Origin of the sequence: Methylobacterium sp. ARG-1 (assembly GCF_001262595.1) — a bacterium.
GTDB classification, from domain to species: domain Bacteria; phylum Pseudomonadota; class Alphaproteobacteria; order Rhizobiales; family Beijerinckiaceae; genus Methylobacterium; species Methylobacterium brachiatum.
This window is the reverse complement of the sequence record NZ_LHCD01000001.1, coordinates 318,080-333,604: the sequence shown is the minus strand read 5'-3', so window position 1 is coordinate 333,604 and position 15,525 is coordinate 318,080. Positions and strand designations below refer to the sequence as shown.

The 15,525-nt window shown below is 70.7% G+C and carries 24 protein-coding genes; 15 read left to right on the top strand and 9 right to left on the bottom strand.

Going from position 1 to position 15,525, the window contains the following annotated elements; translation table 11 throughout:
• Window positions 1-366: 366 nt before the first annotated feature.
• The 5 genes from AKJ13_RS01590 (at window position 367) to AKJ13_RS01570 (ending at window position 2,803) form a co-directional block, all read left to right on the top strand.
• Entirely contained in the window at window positions 367-834 is a 468-nt protein-coding gene (locus tag AKJ13_RS01590; RefSeq protein ID WP_050731804.1) for a MucR family transcriptional regulator, read from the top strand.
• A 275-nt stretch (window positions 835-1,109) separates the two neighbouring features.
• Entirely contained in the window at window positions 1,110-1,388 is a 279-nt protein-coding gene (locus AKJ13_RS01585; protein ID WP_050731803.1) for a hypothetical protein, read from the top strand.
• Window positions 1,389-1,596: 208 nt separating this feature from the next.
• Complete coding sequence (locus AKJ13_RS01580; RefSeq protein ID WP_050731802.1) at window positions 1,597-1,959, top strand: hypothetical protein; 363 nt, start codon at window positions 1,597-1,599, stop codon at window positions 1,957-1,959.
• 257 nt (window positions 1,960-2,216) lie between these two features.
• On the top strand, window positions 2,217-2,399 hold the full coding sequence (locus tag AKJ13_RS01575; protein ID WP_050731801.1) for a hypothetical protein: 183 nt from the start codon (window positions 2,217-2,219) through the stop codon (window positions 2,397-2,399).
• 104 nt (window positions 2,400-2,503) lie between these two features.
• Entirely contained in the window at window positions 2,504-2,803 is a 300-nt protein-coding gene (locus AKJ13_RS01570; RefSeq protein WP_050731867.1) for a PilZ domain-containing protein, read from the top strand.
• A 15-nt stretch (window positions 2,804-2,818) separates the two neighbouring features.
• Here AKJ13_RS01570 and AKJ13_RS01565 read toward each other — a convergent pair whose 3' ends face one another.
• Window positions 2,819-3,208 (bottom strand): heme utilization protein, encoded by a 390-nt coding sequence (locus AKJ13_RS01565; protein ID WP_244471477.1) that lies wholly within the window; start codon window positions 3,206-3,208, stop codon window positions 2,819-2,821.
• Between the two features lie 341 nt (window positions 3,209-3,549).
• Here AKJ13_RS01565 and AKJ13_RS01560 point away from each other — a divergent pair, with 341 nt between their 5' ends.
• Both AKJ13_RS01560 and AKJ13_RS01555 read left to right on the top strand, forming a co-directional pair.
• Entirely contained in the window at window positions 3,550-3,807 is a 258-nt protein-coding gene (locus tag AKJ13_RS01560) for a hypothetical protein (RefSeq protein ID WP_244471476.1), read from the top strand.
• A gap of 78 nt (window positions 3,808-3,885) precedes the next feature.
• Entirely contained in the window at window positions 3,886-4,191 is a 306-nt protein-coding gene (locus AKJ13_RS01555; RefSeq protein WP_050731800.1) for a hypothetical protein, read from the top strand.
• 91 nt (window positions 4,192-4,282) lie between these two features.
• Here the strand turns inward: AKJ13_RS01555 and AKJ13_RS01550 are convergent, their stop codons facing one another.
• Complete coding sequence (locus AKJ13_RS01550) at window positions 4,283-4,477, bottom strand: hypothetical protein (protein WP_007566096.1); 195 nt, start codon at window positions 4,475-4,477, stop codon at window positions 4,283-4,285.
• 122 nt (window positions 4,478-4,599) lie between these two features.
• On the opposite strand from AKJ13_RS01550, the gene AKJ13_RS01545 reads away from it, so the two are divergent.
• The 3 genes from AKJ13_RS01545 (at window position 4,600) to AKJ13_RS01535 (ending at window position 5,735) form a co-directional block, all read left to right on the top strand.
• Window positions 4,600-4,800 (top strand): hypothetical protein, encoded by a 201-nt coding sequence (locus AKJ13_RS01545; RefSeq protein WP_050731799.1) that lies wholly within the window; start codon window positions 4,600-4,602, stop codon window positions 4,798-4,800.
• 102 nt (window positions 4,801-4,902) lie between these two features.
• A complete protein-coding gene (locus AKJ13_RS01540; RefSeq protein ID WP_050731798.1) occupies window positions 4,903-5,391 on the top strand; it encodes a phasin in 489 nt (162 codons plus the stop codon).
• 101 nt (window positions 5,392-5,492) lie between these two features.
• Window positions 5,493-5,735, top strand: coding sequence for a hypothetical protein (locus AKJ13_RS01535; RefSeq protein WP_050731797.1), 243 nt, complete (start codon window positions 5,493-5,495; stop codon window positions 5,733-5,735).
• A gap of 44 nt (window positions 5,736-5,779) precedes the next feature.
• Here AKJ13_RS01535 and AKJ13_RS01530 read toward each other — a convergent pair whose 3' ends face one another.
• A complete protein-coding gene (locus AKJ13_RS01530; RefSeq protein ID WP_050731796.1) occupies window positions 5,780-6,034 on the bottom strand; it encodes a hypothetical protein in 255 nt (84 codons plus the stop codon).
• A 457-nt stretch (window positions 6,035-6,491) separates the two neighbouring features.
• On the opposite strand from AKJ13_RS01530, the gene AKJ13_RS01525 reads away from it, so the two are divergent.
• Window positions 6,492-6,719 carry a hypothetical protein gene (locus tag AKJ13_RS01525; protein ID WP_050731795.1) on the top strand — a complete coding sequence of 76 codons (228 nt, stop codon included), beginning with the start codon at window positions 6,492-6,494 and terminating at the stop codon, window positions 6,717-6,719.
• 40 nt (window positions 6,720-6,759) lie between these two features.
• Here the strand turns inward: AKJ13_RS01525 and AKJ13_RS01520 are convergent, their stop codons facing one another.
• From AKJ13_RS01520 to AKJ13_RS01505, 4 genes are all read right to left on the bottom strand, one after another.
• Complete coding sequence (locus tag AKJ13_RS01520) at window positions 6,760-7,083, bottom strand: hypothetical protein (protein WP_050731794.1); 324 nt, start codon at window positions 7,081-7,083, stop codon at window positions 6,760-6,762.
• Between the two features lie 123 nt (window positions 7,084-7,206).
• Window positions 7,207-7,449 carry a hypothetical protein gene (locus AKJ13_RS01515; protein ID WP_244471475.1) on the bottom strand — a complete coding sequence of 81 codons (243 nt, stop codon included), beginning with the start codon at window positions 7,447-7,449 and terminating at the stop codon, window positions 7,207-7,209.
• A 107-nt stretch (window positions 7,450-7,556) separates the two neighbouring features.
• Entirely contained in the window at window positions 7,557-8,396 is an 840-nt protein-coding gene (locus AKJ13_RS31225) for a hypothetical protein (RefSeq protein ID WP_050731792.1), read from the bottom strand.
• Between the two features lie 68 nt (window positions 8,397-8,464).
• Window positions 8,465-10,501 (bottom strand): molybdopterin oxidoreductase family protein, encoded by a 2,037-nt coding sequence (locus AKJ13_RS01505; RefSeq protein ID WP_082316827.1) that lies wholly within the window; start codon window positions 10,499-10,501, stop codon window positions 8,465-8,467.
• 213 nt (window positions 10,502-10,714) lie between these two features.
• On the opposite strand from AKJ13_RS01505, the gene AKJ13_RS01500 reads away from it, so the two are divergent.
• From AKJ13_RS01500 to AKJ13_RS01490, 4 genes are all read left to right on the top strand, one after another.
• Complete coding sequence (locus AKJ13_RS01500) at window positions 10,715-12,748, top strand: BON domain-containing protein (RefSeq protein WP_244471474.1); 2,034 nt, start codon at window positions 10,715-10,717, stop codon at window positions 12,746-12,748.
• A gap of 157 nt (window positions 12,749-12,905) precedes the next feature.
• The gene (locus AKJ13_RS01495) at window positions 12,906-13,175 is read left to right on the top strand and encodes a hypothetical protein (protein ID WP_050731789.1); all 270 of its coding nucleotides are present in this window, start codon (window positions 12,906-12,908) and stop codon (window positions 13,173-13,175) included.
• Window positions 13,176-13,273: 98 nt separating this feature from the next.
• Complete coding sequence (locus tag AKJ13_RS32110) at window positions 13,274-13,444, top strand: hypothetical protein (protein ID WP_007559075.1); 171 nt, start codon at window positions 13,274-13,276, stop codon at window positions 13,442-13,444.
• Between the two features lie 280 nt (window positions 13,445-13,724).
• A complete protein-coding gene (locus AKJ13_RS01490) occupies window positions 13,725-14,438 on the top strand; it encodes a YidB family protein (protein ID WP_050731788.1) in 714 nt (237 codons plus the stop codon).
• A 285-nt stretch (window positions 14,439-14,723) separates the two neighbouring features.
• On the opposite strand, the gene AKJ13_RS01485 is transcribed toward AKJ13_RS01490, so the two are convergent.
• Both AKJ13_RS01485 and AKJ13_RS01480 read right to left on the bottom strand, forming a co-directional pair.
• Window positions 14,724-15,065, bottom strand: a complete 342-nt coding sequence (locus AKJ13_RS01485; RefSeq protein WP_050731787.1) for a DUF6883 domain-containing protein — start codon at window positions 15,063-15,065, stop codon at window positions 14,724-14,726.
• The gene (locus AKJ13_RS01480) at window positions 15,062-15,313 is read right to left on the bottom strand and encodes a DUF4926 domain-containing protein (protein ID WP_050731786.1); all 252 of its coding nucleotides are present in this window, start codon (window positions 15,311-15,313) and stop codon (window positions 15,062-15,064) included. The genes AKJ13_RS01485 and AKJ13_RS01480 overlap by 4 nt, the downstream gene beginning before the upstream one ends.
• Window positions 15,314-15,525: the final 212 nt, after the last annotated feature.

Here is a 15,525-nt window from a genome sequence, read left to right as displayed (position 1 = left end):
ACCGGACGAACACAATATTTATGTAGAAGAACGGCGCATGCGTTGCCGGATTATGCGATGCTCCGCCAGATCGTCGCCGCGCGTAGGTGCCCACGAACGGGCCGAATCACCGGCCGTGCCGGCGTCCGGTTCGATCCACGAACCGGCAAGCCAGTGGCCACGATCTAGAAACACTGGCGCAGTGGTTATCAAAACCTCCGCCCATCAGGACAGTTCACCTGGCGGTTGTGCCAGAATTTCCCGACTCGGCGCTTGAGCATGCGCAGCGATCATGACCGAGATGCACCCGGTTGTAGGCTTTTGTAACTTGCATTCGGCCCGGAGTGGTAGCAAATCGCGCGTGAGGGGCACATTGGGAACCATGAAGTGACAGAAGAAACGATTGTGCACACGCCAGATCTGATCGGGCTGGCCGGCGACGTCGTCGCCGCTTACGTGTCGAACAACCCCGTTCCGGCGTCCGAGCTGCCGGCACTGATCGCCCGCGTGCACGGTGCGATCGCCAGCCTCGCCTCCGGTACGGGCACAGCTCCGGCCGGTACGGCGCCGCGCGAGACGGTCGACAAGCCGAGCCCGGCCCAGATCCGCAAGTCGGTGCAGCAGGACGGGATCGTCAGCTTCATCGACGGCAAGACTTACAAGACCTTGAAGCGGCACCTGACCGCGAACGGTCTGAGCCCGCAGAGCTACCGCGAGCGCTACGGCCTGCCGGCCGACTATCCGATGGTCGCCCCGAGCTACGCCGAGCAGCGTTCCGCCCTCGCCAAGGCGATCGGGTTGGGGCAGCCCGGCGCCATGGCCGAGCGCGAGCGCAAGGGCCGCAAGGCCGCGTGAACCACCTGAACGCCTCCGGCGGCAGGCGCCGCCGAGGTCGTTCCGCCGAGCGCTTGGACCGGCGCACGCTATCCGGCCCCCTCATTCGTGGACCGCGTGCCGCCGTCCCTGCCGATAAACCGCCGCGGTGGATAACCCGGCCCTGCCGGCGCCCCCGAACGTTGCCGCGCGGCCACACACGTCCGGCACGTGGCGTGACACGGACAAGCTGCCACACTCTGCACAAAGCAGATGCCCACGCCGGATCCCGAGAGTGACAGGCGCGGGATCGAAGCATGATGAAGCGTGAGCAGACGAACCCGAACTCCGTCGTGGCCTTCCCGGCGCGTATCGCCCCCACCGTGGCCGACGAGGACACCGCATCGGTGATCGCGGTGCTGCAGGAGCAACTGGTCCTCGCCCGTGAGGGACGTCTGCGCTCTGTGGCCGTCGTCTCGGTTTCGACGGATGGCGAGGCGATCGGCACGCAATGGTCGTGCAAGGGCGCCGACATCACCAGCCTGATCGGCAAGCTGACCGTGCTCACCCACGATATGATGTCGGCCCGCAAGTAACCGGCCGCCGATCGAGATCGCCCCCTCGGGCCGTGGCCACGGTCGGGCTGACGGGGTGTCGCGAGGCGCAGCGGCCGAACCGCGATCCGATGTCGCTTCGCCGGGCCCTCGACCGGGGCGGCATACGGGGCTGTCGGCCCTATCTCTGTGTCGCGGACCGGCGCCGGCAGGCGCGGGTCCGGCCCCAGCACAGAGGATCCGCCCGCCCATGAGACGCGCCCTGCTCGCCGCCGCGCTGGCCGCCTCGATCCTGGCTCCGGGAGCCGCGACCGCGCAGGACGCGAAGCGGACCGAGACGATCGACGGGCTGGTCCGGATCGTCGGCGCCCAGGCCGGCATCGTCCTCTACTGCCGCAAGCTCTACACCGTGGACGACACGGTATCCGAAGGCCTGTCGCGGACCGTGCGCCGCGCGCTCGACGCCGCCATCGGCCGTCGTCAGGCGAAGACCGCCATCGCCGAGGAAGGCCAGCGCGTCGCCAGGACGATTGCGGAGGTCGGCGCGGACCAATGGTGCGCGGACCAGCGGGACATCCTCAACACCGACGGCGTTCGGGTCTTCGTCGACTGAGGCGCCCAATTCTCTCCGGCCGTTGCAACGCACGGTTCGAGATATCCGAGACTACCTCGAGACAGAGTTGCGCCGAAGACGAGATATCGGTGCCGGCCTCAACCTCCGTTCTGCAGTGCAGAACAGATTATCTCCTTGTTCGCACTGGGAACGTCTGTCATGTTTCGAGCGCGGACGAGCGAAAGCAGATCACGCCGGCTGTGATCGTTCCGACAAGAGCCCCAAGGGCCAGAAGACCGGCGTCGGAGGATTGCGCCATGTCGACATCGATCACCATCGCCGTCGCACTCGTCGTGTGCGGCGCTGCGCTCACGGCCTTCGCCTTCACCCGCGCCCCCCGGTCGAAGGACTTCGCGGGCTGGGACGTGATGTTCATGAGCGGGATCGGCGCCGTCGCGCTCGGATTTCTCGCGACCTTGGTCGAGGTGGTCACCGGATAGCGCGCCGGCCTGCAGGCCGGGATGAGGACAATCCGATGAATTTCCGACACGTCATCTGAACCCGCAGCGCCGAAGCTGTGCGCTTCGAGGTTCACGAGACGGCGATGCTTGATCGACGGAATGCGCCGCGCACGGTTTTGAACGAGACCGGCAGCATCTCGATCGACGAGCATCGCAGCCTGCCGTGCATCGTCTACGATCGCTCCCTGGGCGGCGTTCGGGTCGCCCTGCCGGAGGCCGAGATCGTGCCGGACAGGTTTGTCCTCAGCCTCGATGCGAGCAACGAGATCCTGGTTTGCCGCTCGGTCTGGCGCAAGGCGGAGGAGATCGGCGCGGCGACGAACGAGCCGGAGGCCGACCGGTCGGTCCGATCGCGGATCCGGCGCGGCATCACCTCGGTCTGATGCGCCCCCCGCGAATCAGCTCGAGCGCCGCGCGCTCCACCGGCCGCTGCAGCTGATCGCGCCGCCGGTCGTCCGCCAGGTGCCGCTGCCGGCGCCCTGGGTGTCGAGGCTGCCGGCGATCGGCACCGTGTTCGAGCCGCTGGTGATCGTGGCCTGCACGCTGCCGCTCGACGACACGCCGCCATCGATATCGACCGCGTCCCCGGGGATCGAGGCGTCGCTGTCCTTGATCTGGACTTGGTAGCTCGTCTGCGCCGCGCAGGGCCCCTCGGACGTGGTGGCCACGATGGTCCAGGCGCCGTCGTAGCGATTCGGCACCTTCACCTTCCGGGTGACCGCAGCGGCTGGCGAGAGGACACCCACGATCAAAGTGGCGGTCAGGAACGGAACGAGGCAGCGGGTCACGGGGGCTCTCATGCTGGCGTAGCCGGGATCGGCCACGTGGGGACAGAACCGCGTAGCCGTTGAACGGTTGCGGCGGCCGATGGGCACCTTCGACCGCACCGCGTGTTCTCCCCGTGCCGGGCCCGCTCCTTCCCGGTTGCGGCACCGCTGCAAGGAACATCCATGTCGGATCAACGATCGCCCAGCGCCGACGACGTGCCTATGCCCGATCTGCCCCAGGGCCTGCCGACGCCGCCGAACACCGGCGAGATGCCGCCACCCAGGCTCCCGTCCCCTCCCGCGGACGATCCTGGGTCGCCACAGCCCGGCCCCGCACCGGACATCGACGTGGTGCCGGGTCCGTGAAGGCCGTGCGCTGGGGACTGGGTTTCGCGCTCCCTCTGGGCGCGGTCCTTGCGGCCTCTGCCGCCGAGCCGCTGAGCATCGAACGGCTGAGCGCCGATGGCTGGGAGATTGCCGGCTATACCGGCACGTTCGACAATCGGTCCTCCCTGATCCTGTTTCGGAAGAAGGACACCAAATACCTCGTCCAGTGCTCGATCCTGTACGACGTGACGCGCAACCCGCGCGTCATCACGAATTGCTACGAACTGCACTGAGCGCGGTCGCAGCCGCGCCGCCGTGAACTTCGCCGGCTCGCATCCGTTGGCGTCCGACTCCCGACAACGGACCGATCCATGACACGCATGACGCTGGTGCTTTCGGGCGCCCTGACCCTCCTGCTGGCCGGCCCGGCCGCCGCGCAGGTGACCACCGGCGGCGCCGGCAATACCGGCGTGACCGCACCGCCCACCACGGGCGGCGTCGGAGCCGGCACCGTGGGCAACGGCCCGAACGCCCAGATCACCACGGGCACGACGGCCAACCCCAGCAACTCCTCCGTCCCGGGGACGACGCCGGGGGTCAATATCGGCGGCACCCCGACGAGCGGGCCGCCCGGTACCGGGGGCACCGCGGGCGGTCCGGCGCTCGGCAATCGCTAGGGCGCCAGCGCGCACGTCGAATCACGGAACGCGACTCGAGCCCGATCGCGCGGCGATCGGGAACGGGTTCAGGGGCGGGCCGGATCCCGGCTCACTCGCCCCAATCGATGTCCAGCGACCGCTCGAACGCGGCCGCGGACATCTCCTTGCCCTTGGGATCGGCCACCATGATCTCCCGGAACCCGCGGCGGGCGAGCTCCCAGGTCTTCTCCATAGCCTGCTCGTCGGTCCCGCACGCGAAGGTCATGACGCGGCCGGACGGATCGATCCCCTTAACGGTGAACACGACGCTCTCCTTAGCTTTCACGCCCGCATATAGCGCGGCGCATGCGATCCCGCTCTACCGATACTGAGCCCCCGGGACCCGTAGGCCTGGCGCCGCGTTGCTCTGGGACAGGGAGGCCTCGAATGACAGAGTCGCGCGAGCCCAGGACTGTTCCGGAACCGCTCCTTGCTCCGATCGATCTGGTTTCGGAGGCCGGGCTGGCGGACATCGCGCCGAGCCCCTCCACCAAGTCACTGCCGATCGGAGAGGACGAGCCGGAGGTCGGTCTGTCGCAAAAGGGCAGCGACGAGGATGCGATCATCCGGCGCGAGACCGAGATCTGACAGAGACGGGTTCCCGTCACACGTCGATCCCTGGACCTTCTCGCTTGTGCGGTGCACAACGGCGATGGCCGCGGCCAGATGTGCGGCCGAAGGAGACCAGTCATGGCGAATATTCCCAGCTTCGAGGTCCCGCCGCAAATGCGCGATCTGGCCGAAACCAGCGTCGAGCAGGCCCGCAAGGCGTTCGGAACCTTCATCGGCTCCGCCCGCCGCGCGACCGATACCCTTCAGGGCTCGACGGACGTGGCTCGGACCAACGCGCAGGACATCTACGCGCGCAGCCTGGACTATGCGGAGCAGAACGTCCGCGCGGCGTTCGACTTGGCGCAGAAGCTCGCTGCGGCCAAGTCCTTCCCGGAGGCGATGCAGCTTCAGGCCGAGTATGTGCGCGAGCGCTTCGCCGCCATGCAGGCGCAGGCCAAGGATCTCGGCGGCCTCACCCAGGGCGCGTTCCAGCAGGGTGCCGAGCACGCCAAGGCCGCGATGCAGCAGGGTGTCGAGGAGACCCGCAAGGCGGTAAAACAGGGCCAGGACGCGGCCCAGCAGATGGGTCAGGAGACGCAGCACGCCGCCGATCAGGCGTCGCACTGAGCGCACGGACCAGGAGCGCGGGTTCTTCGGAGCCGGTGCCTCTGGTCCTGGGCCGGCGACGTGCCTGGTGCCGCCGGCCCATCCAGGATGTGGAGTTGCCGATGATGTACGGCGAGGTGGGCCGTCTGATGGACGAAGCCATCCGGCTGAGCATCCGCCAGGCGGAGAATGCCGCTCTTCTCGCAGTCGCGGTGCAATACGCCTGGCTGGACCTGTGCCTTGAGGGTTATCGCGCGACAGGCGCTGCGGTGAGCAGCGAACTCGGGCACCAGGCCCGGACCCGGCGCCTGATCCAGCGCGGCGTCTCCCCGAGCGTCGCCGCCCAGGAATTGCACATCGTCTGAAACGGCCTCGAAAGAGGGGGCCGAACGTAGCGCCGCTATCGGCTTCAGCGGGTCGTGTCGGCGGATGCCTGGACAATCGAGCGCGGAAGAGCCGCAACCGGGCGGCTGCCGGGACGGGCGGCCGAGACCGGCTGGGGCGTGGTCGTCAGGTCGCCGACGGCGCGGGCCTGCGTGGTCGCGCGAGCCTGATCCCGGTACAGCGGCGGCGTCAGGTGCAGGCTGTCGTCGGCGGCGGCGGGGCCGGTAAAGATGGCGGCGGAGGTGAGCGCCGCCGACGCGAGGATGAGGATCGTGCGCATGGTGCGACTCCGGTTCGATCGCGGGATGCAATCGCTGAGTGCATGAGACCACGGATTTGTGCGATGCGGCATGCTGATTGCGCATTGCAACATAACGCCACGTCGGCAAAGTTTTGCAGTTCTCGCGCGCGCTGCGCAGGGAAAAATCAGACCCGCCACGATTTGGGCCATGCGCTCCCAGCAAAGGAACTAAATTTCATTCGGTGAACTCTCAAATATAAATTGAGCTGCACCGAGATTTAATTTTGGACTGCGGCGGCAAAACCGGCCTGACGACTGCACCGAAGGCCCGTAGCCGCATTGATGCGATCGCAATGGAGGCTACTGCCTGGCGGAAGCGGCCGACGCCCCGGGATCGACTGCAGCCCGCTGACACGAATCAGCAACACGATCGCCAGCCCCACGTCACATAGGTGGGTTAGATGGAGTCCAATCTTCATATGCCCGGAGCGCGATCATGACGCCCGCCGACCTCGACAAGCGTGCCGAGTTGACTGTGTGGCCGAGCCGCTCGCTCGGTCGATCCGCCCAGGGACGTCCGTTCGCGACGCTGCGGGAGGCGCTCGCCGCCGCAGCCCAGGAGATCGCCGCCGAAGACGCGCAGCCCTGGATCATCACCGAGGCGGGCGACGTGCTGTCGCCGCGCTGGATCCGGGCGAACACCGAGTCCTACGCGCTGCAGTGATCGGAAGGTCCGGTCTGCCGGAGGCTCCGGGGCTGCCCGCTCAGCACCCGATGCAGATGTCGTGCACCACATGCTCCCGGCGGGGGCCGGTCCGCTGGTTCGGCAGCCGCCCCTCCGTCGACGGGAAGCCGCTGCCGAGCGCCTGATACCGACGCCGACCGCCGGCCGGATCGACGACCGGAGGCGGCGCGGGTGAGGCTGCTTCGGGCTCCGGAGCCGGACTGGGCGCGCTGTTCGCCATGCCGGGATCGGGGAGGGGCATCACCATTCCCTGGGCCGGCGGGACTTGGGCGAACTCGCCCGCCTGAGCCTGCAGTGGCATGCAGACCAGGGCTAAGACGATCGGCCGACACCGCACCGGCATGACGCTCTCTCCGCGGCTCTCCGCTCGATGGCAGCCGGCGCGCCGTGACGCGCCGGCCGGGTGGGCGCTCAGAGTGACGTGCTCGCTCCCGTCGGACCAGTACCGACTTCGGCGGCAAGCACGCTAGTAGGCCCGGCCGTAGAACGGCTTCGATACCGGGTGATACCGGTCGCTCACCGGCCAGGTATAGGGCTGGTCCTTGCCGGTCCGGATATCGGCGCCGAATTTCGGCGGGTTGAATCCGATGCCGTGAAGGCTCCCCGCGCGGCCCTTGGCGCCCTGCGCCGGTGAGCCCGCATCGCGCGCCAGCGCCGCGCTCGACAGCCCCACGAACAGAACAGCCGCGAGCGAAACGCGGCCCAGCATGACGGATCTCATGGCTCTCTGCATCGTCGCCTCCTGCTCCGGCCGAGGTGCCGGAACACAAGGAACGGCACCGCTCCAGCGCGGTTCCGCCCGCTTTGGCAGAGCCGTCAGAAGGCGTTCGCCCCGCCGAGACAGGTCACCGCCAGCGGCCCGTTGCAGGCCGTATCGACCTGCCCGGCACCGGCCGCGATCCCGGCACCTCCGACCGCCCCGCCGCCACCGCGGGCCACCCCGGCGGCATCGACTGCGTCGAGATCCCGGCCCGTCGCCGCGCTCGCGCTGCCGGCGATGCCGCCGCCAGCGGCCCCGCCCCCGCCGCCGGTGGCCGTCGCGGAAGCAGCCGGATCGACGTTGAGGCCCGTCACGCTGGCGCCGATCCCGGCGCCGCTGCCGAAGCCGCCCGTCCCGGACGACGCCACCGACGCGGCCGCATTGGCGTTGGTGTTCAGACCGCTGGCGATGGCCGAACCGCCGATCCCGCCCAGACCGAAAGACGAGACGGCATTGCCCGAGATCGACCCGATGGCCGAACGCGAGGCGGTGTTGAAGCCGCTACGCGCCCCGGTCGCCCCGATCGTGCTCGCGGTCCCGCCCGACCGGGACGTCGTACCGGTAATGCCGGCGCCACCGGTCGTCCCGGATCCCGTGAGGCCGAGCTGACGCGTGCTGGTGCTCGCGCTGGTCGGCGGCGCGATGCTGCCGCCCCCGGAGCCGCCACCGCCGAAGCTGAGCTGTCCGGCATTCGCCAGGCCGCCGCCCTGCGCTGAGAGCCTCGGGAACGGGCCTGTGGTCGATCCGCCGCCGAGGCTGAGCTGCCCCGGATTGGCGATCGCGGTGACCGGCTCCAGCGAGGCCGCCGAGGGTGCGGTCGCGGTGGCGGACAGGTTCTGCGCCCAGGCCGACGTGGCGAACGGGAGCAGCATGGCGGCGGCGAAGAGGACGCGCATGGCTGATGGCTACCACGAGACGGTGTGTCCGTGGCCAACCCTGGCGCCTCCGGCGGGTTCCGACCGGTTCAGGCCGCCCGCACCCACACCGCGGTGTCGTGGAAGGTGGCGCCGTCGTTGGGGGCGGCCGGGGTATCGCCGATCAGCGCGTTGATGCCCCGCCCGCCCGAGAAGGCGGCGGCCGGCCATAGGCTCTCGACCACCACGATGCCGGGCGGCTGCCCCTCGGCGAGGCGGGCATGCAGCCGGACCCGGCCGCGGGTGTTGCCGATCTCCACCGCGTCGCCGGTGGCGATCCCGAGGCGGGCGCCGTCCGCCGGATGGAGCAGGCAGGTCGGGCGGCCCTCGCGCCGGATCGATTCCGGGCTGTTGGTGAAGGTGGTGTTGAGGAACTGGCGAGCCGGCGGCGCCACCATCCGGAACGGCCGCTCGGCATCGGCCGGCTCCGACACCGCCCAATGGTCGGGCAGGGTCGGCATGCCGGCGGCGCGCGGCCCGAGCGACGACCAGTCCGGGCTGAAGCGGAAGCGCCCGTCCGGATGGCCGAACCCGGTGAGGAAGTGGCTCTCGGCGAAGCTCGGCTGCGCGTCGATCCAGCGCTCCTGCGCGAGCCTGTCGAGGCCGCCCCAGCCGGAGCGTGCCAGGGTCGCGTCGGCGAGGCCCCGGGCGCTCAAGGCGAAGCCCGCATGCGCGGCCCCGAGCCGGCCGGCCAGGGCGGCGATCAGGTCGTGGTTGGAGCGGCATTCCCCCGGCGGCTCCAGCAGCGCCGGCCCGGACTGGATATGGCTGTGGCCCCCGGCCCCGTAGATGTCGTCGTGCTCCAGGAAGGTCGTGGCCGGCAGCACCAAGTCGGCGAGCGCCGCCGTCTCGGTCATGAACTGCTCGTGCACGGCGACGAACACGTCGGGCCGCATCAGGCCGGCGCGCACACGGTTGCTGTCCGGGGCGGAGGCTGCTGGATTGGCCGACTGGATCAGCATGGCCCGCACCGGCGGTCCGCCCTGCAAGGCGTCCGGATCGTCGGCCAGGATCGCGCCGATCCGGCTCATGTCGAGCTCGCGCACCCCCGGGGCCTTGGCGTCGAGACCCTCGGTGAGGGTCTTGTCCCAGTTGAAGATCGCGGCGTTCTGCCAGAGGGCGCCGCCGCCCTCATGCTGCCAGGCGCCGGTCACCGTCGGCAGGCAGGTCACCGCGTGGAGGTTGACCGCGCCGTTGCGCGTCCGGGTGAAGCCGAAGCCGCAGCGGATGTAACTGCGCGGCGTCGAGCCGTAGAGCGCGGCGAAGGCCTCGATCTCGGCGGCCTTGAGGCCGGTGATCGCCGCCGCCCAGTCCGGGGTTCGGGTCGCGACATGGGCCTCCAGCGCCGCCGTATCCTCGGCATGGGCTGCGAGGTAGGCCCGGTCGGCGTAACGATCGCGGAACAGCACGTGGAGCACCGCGCAGGCCAGGGCGCCGTCGGTGCCGGGGCGCGGCGCGAGGTGGAGGTCGGCCGCCGCCGCGGTGCCGGTGCGGTAGGGATCGATCACCACCAGCTTGGCGCCGCGCGTCTTGCGGGCCCGGCTGATGTGGCTCATCGCGTTGACCTGGGTGCTTACCGGGTTGCCGCCCCAGACCACGATCAGATCGGAGAGCGCCATCTCCCGCGGGTCCGGGCCGGCGACACGACCAACCCCGGCGCTCCAGCCGGCGATGGCGATCGACGTGCAGATGGTGCGCTTGCGGCGGGAATAGCCCATCACGTGGGTCAACCGGTGGATGCTGTCGCGCTGGACCAGCCCCATCGTGCCGCCGGAATTGTACGGCCAGACCGCCTCCGGACCGTGGCGTTCGGCGGCCTCCGTGAAGGCGCCGGCCAGGCGGTCGAGGGCGGCGTCCCACGTGATCGGCCGCCACTGGCCGCCGCCCTTGGGGCCAACCCGTTCCAGCGGCTGCAGAATCCGGTCGGGATGATGGACCCGCTCGCCGTAGCGGCTGACCTTCGCGCAGATCACCCCGGCGGTGTAGGGGTTGTCGCCGCCCTTCACCGAGACGACGCGGCCGTCCGCCACCTGCACGTCGAGGCTGCAGGCGGAGGGGCAATCATGCGGGCAGACGGTCCGGGCCAAGCGACGAACTCCGTGGCGTAGTCTCGCGGTGGTTGCGGGGATGATGCAAGCGCCGTGCATTTTTGAGGCGGATCCCGCGCAGGCAGCGGCTTTTTCGGCGACCGGATCGGGGTTCACGCGCAGAATTCGGCCCCGTCCCGCCGAAGAAGTGGCCTTCATCCTGCCGGATTGGCGGTATGGTCTCCCGGTCCAGATCCGCTTTAACCAACGATTGTGCCCTTGCCAGATGTGTTCGCTCAGGGCTTGCGCAGCGCCGGCTGGCTTGCCGGGCTGCCGGCGCTCGCGCTGATCTGGGCGAGCGCGACCCTCTACGCCGCCCCGCAGATCGCCGAGACCCTCGAAGCCGCCGGCGCGCGCGTCGCCGCCGGCACCGCCACCGCCACCGGCGAGCCCTGGCTGCGGCTGGAGGCGCGGGGGCGCGACCTGGCGGCGGAGGGCGAGGCGCCGGATGTCGGCGAGCGCGAGACCGTGCTGGCGAAGCTCGCCGCCCTGGAGGGGCCCCGCCGGATCGTCTCGGAGGTCGGGCTGGTGGAGACGGCCACGCCGTTCCAGTGGGCGGCGATCCGCACCGGGACCGCCCGGGTGGCGCTGGAGGGCAGCCGCCCGGTGGAGATCGGACGGCGGGCCCTGGAGGCGCGGATCACCGGGGCGCTGGCGCCCGGGACCTATCTCGACGACACCGCCCGGGCGGCGCGGGGGGCGCCCCCGGACTTCGCCAGCGCGGCGGCGTTCCTGGCGGCCCGGCTGTCGGGGCTCGCCAAGGGCGGCCGGGCGGCGGTGAGCGACACCGTGCTCAACCTGTCGGGCGAGGCCCTGGACGTGCCGGCCTACGAGGCGTTGCGGGCCGCCCTGGCGAACCCGCCCGCGGGGTTCAGCATCGGGCGGATCGAGATCGTGCCGCCCGCGGTGGCGCAGTTCCGGTTCTCGGTGGAGAAATCGGCCCGGGGGATCGTGCTCGACGGCTTCGCGCCCTCCGCCGCCGACCGGGAGGCGGCCCTGCGCGCCGCCGCGGAGGCGGTGCCCGGCGGCACCGTGCAGGACCGGCTGCTCACCGCACGGGGGCTCGACCCGGCGATCGACCCGAAAGCCCTGATCGGCTTCGCGTTCAAGCTGGCCGAGCTGATCCAGACCGGCACCGTCACCTTCGCGGAGGACACCATCGCGGTCACCGGCGACGCCATCGACGCCCAGGCGATCCCCGACGCCGCCGCGCTAATGCGTGAGGCCCGGCCCGCCGGGGTGAAGCCCGGTTCGGTGACGCTGGCGGCCCGGCCGCTTTCGCCCTACCGGGTGGTGATCCGCCGGACCCCGGAGGCGGTGACGCTGACCGGCCACCTGCCCGACGACGCGACCCGGGAGCGGGTGCTCGCTGCCTTACGACCGCGCCTGTTCCGCGAGCCGGTGGTGGACCGCACCCGGCTGGCCGACGGCGCCCCGCCGGATCTCGGCACGGCGTTGGCGGCCGCCGCCCCCCTGGTGGTGAACCTCGCCATCGGGGAAGTCGCGGTGTCCGACCGGGCGCTGACGCTCACCGGCGAGAGCCTATACCGCGAGGCCGCCGCCCGGCTGCCGGACAGGCTGGCCGAGGCGCTGCCCGCCGGCTGGACCGGGCAGGCCGCAATTTCAGCGCGCCAGCCCGCCGAGACCCGCGACCCGGCCGCCTGCCGGGCCGAGGCCGCCGCGATGCTGGACCGGGCGTCCCTGCGCTTCCCGGCCGGCAGCGCGACGCTGGGGCCGGCCTTCTACCCGGTGCTCGATTCCCTGGCGGGCCTGGCCAAGGTCTGCCCGACCTTGCGCATCGCGGTCTCGGCCCCGGCCGACCCGGCCAAGCCGAAGCCGGCCCCCGGGGAGGGCGCCGCGCCCACGGAGACGCCACCGACTCCGATGGCCGCCCCCCCAGCGCCCGAGGCGCCCGCCGCCACCGGCTCGGCCCAGAAGTCCGACCCCAAGGAGTCGCCTGCAAAGCCCGCCGCGAAGCCGCATCCGGCGCCCGAGACACACGCGGCGGCGAAGAAGGCCGAGCCCGCCAAGCCCGCGGCCGCGAAACCCGCCGGCACCAAGACGAACCCCACCCAGAAAACCGAAAAAAAGCCCAAGGAGGCCGCCGACGATCCGCCCCTCGACCTGCCGCGGCTGCGCGCGCAGGCGGTGATCGAGTATTTGCTCCAGGCCGGGGTCCGGCCGGACCAGATCAGCGCCGGGCCGGACGCGCCGGCCGGCCCCGTCGCCTTCGCGCTGCTGCCGTGAGGCCCGGGCCGCGCGCCCGCGCCGTTTTGGGCCTATCGGGCCAAGCAAACGGAACCCGTATGAGACCGACACAGACCCCGATCCGCCCGGCGCATCTCAGGATGAGGGCGCGGGTGGGACAGCGCCGCCGAAGTGCCGCCGGGGAGGCGGAACGGTCGTGATCCTGCTGCTCACCGCATTCTGGCCCGGGCTCGCCGGGGCGGGGGCGCTCGGCCTGGTGGTCGGAGGGCTCGCCGGCTGGCCGGTCCGGCCGGCCGTGCCGCTGGCCCTGTGCGGGCTCGCGGCCCTGCTGGCGGCCCTCGCCTTCGCGGGGATCGTGCCGGGCCTGTTCGGCCTCTGGCTGGAGGGCGCCGGTCTGCTCCTGCCGGCCTATCTCCTGGGCTGCACGCTCGGCGCCCTGGCGCGCCATCGGGTCGCCCGTCCCTAGGGCCGCGGCCCGCATCCGGACGGGAACCGATCCTCCCCCCGGCGACGTTGCTTCTGCGAGAATGGCCCCCGCGGCCTACAACCAGAAGAGGCGATCCGATGCCGAACCTGACGCGCTCCGCCCGCCGCTACGCCCTCCGCCTGCCCCGCCCCCGGGCCGGCGCCGCCGCCACCGGCCTGTTCCTGGCCGCCCTGGCGCTATCGGCCGCGACGGTCCCGCTGGTCGAGCCGACCACCGCCAGCACCGCCCAGGCTTCGCTGGAACGCTGAGGCTCGGCGGGGGAGGGGCGGGCCGGACATTCGACCGCCCGTCATGCCACCCCGACGCGCTCTCCTCCCCCGCGCGGGAGGGCGTTGGGGTGAGGGAGGCGACCTTTCCGGAAGACCCTGTCCCCTCACCCTGTCCCTCTCCCGCACGGGAGAGGGGGGACCCGCGCCGTATCCGGCAAGCGATGAAGGGCGCGCCCCACGACGGCACATCACCCGCTGCAACCCCCATCCCCCGCCCGCCGTTGTCACGCCGGGCGGCGTCCGCCCCGGAGGGATGCGCATGGGTTTGCTCGAATCGGCGATCGGCGGCGTGCTCGGTCAGGTGTTCGGCGGCCAGAAGCAGGGATCCGGGGGGATGTCGCCCCTGGTGAAGGCCCTGCTGATGCTGCTGCTGGCCAAGGGCGCGAGCGGCGGCTTCGGCGACATCTTCGGGCAGGGACGCGGGCGTGAGCCCGGCCCCGAGGCCGACCGGTCCGGCGGCGCCGGCCCCTACGGGCGCGATCCGGGGCACCATCCGGCCGATGCCGGCGGGCGCGGCGATCCGGGCGATATCGGCGGCTGGGACCAGTCCGGCCAGCGCCGCGAGGCCGGGCCGTCCGATCCGACCCTGCCGCCCGGCGACTTTTCGGACCTGTCCGGCATGCTCGACGGCCCGGGCGAGCCCGGCCCGGCCCGGAGCCGCGCCGCCCCCGAGCGCCAGAACGATCCGGGGGAGGGCGATCTGGGCGGCCTCGACGGCCTGGTCGACCGCTTCCGCCAGGGGGGCCTCGGCGACGTGATCGAATCCTGGATCGGCCACGGCAGCAACCGCCCGGTGGCCCCGGCCCAGCTCGCGCAGGCGCTGGGCCCCGACACGCTCGACACCCTCCAAAGCCAGACTGGCATGGACCGCGAGACGCTGCTGTCGCAGCTCGCCCAGGCGCTGCCGGAGGTGGTGCACACGCTCACGCCGCAGGGGCGGCTGCCTGGGGCTGAGGAGCGGCGGGGGTGGTGAGCCGCGGCTTTCAAGCGTCGTAAATTGGAGTCCGAAAGCTCTTCGATCCGGTATCTTGATCGAATATCAAGTCTTACCAGAAGACTTCCTAAGCTCTCCCTCGTCCTTATGTGCTGCGCAGCCGCCTCGAAGGAGCCCTCCAGAGGTCACCGTGATCCCTGGAAGGCTCTTTCGACGCCTCCGCTACGCTTTGGCCCCTCAGTATAAGAGGGAAGGGCAGGATCATTGTTCAACGTCTTTGCTGCGTGGTCGGCAGTCATTGTCCTGCAAGAGCCGCATCGCCCATCAGGATTTCCAGGGATAAGCGGTCAGGAACCGCAACTGGGTGTCGCTCGTGACTTCCCAAACACTGCGAAGCGACATGAAGCGTCGATCCGGTGCTTCCACGGGTCCTTCGAACACGCGACGCGGCAGACCGAGCGGAAGCACCACGGCACGCCCCGGCCAATGATCGACCGCATGTTTCACCAGATCGCCGGCGAGCCGCTCCGGCTCCGCCGCCACATACCCGAAGGCCATTAGATACCTGGCTTTGGAGGCGCCATCCGTGTGCGCCGGATTGAGCAGGTAGCTGACGATCTTGGGCCACGCGACGGTCCAGACGATCGCTTCGACGTCGTCGGTCACACCGGCGCGCGCTCGACGAGTCTAATGTCCTCTGGCCGAACCGTCGCCAGCGCGCCGACGGGCGTCGGAAACTCGACCACGTAGGCCTCACCGCTGCGATAGACGCTGACGATCGTCCCTTCCGTGCCGGGCGCCAACACATCGCCATCGTCGCTGGTCGCAGCCGTCATCAACGCGACCCGGTCGAGATCCCGCAGATCCGACCGCGATGCGTCCTGCCGAAACTGGTAGGCAAATTCCAGCGTCATGGCGGCATGATAGGCGCATGCCGGGATTGCGCAACCGCTCCGTTTCCGAAGACCAGGCTGAAGGCTATCGGGCTCCCGAAAGCCTCTTTTCACCGATGTTTCCCACCCGCGCCGTCATCTTGAGGTGGAGCGTTGGACGCGCGCAGCTGCACAGTCTTCCACGGTCATCACATCAGATCGTTGCTAGCGAAAGACTGCAAATGTCTCGCCTG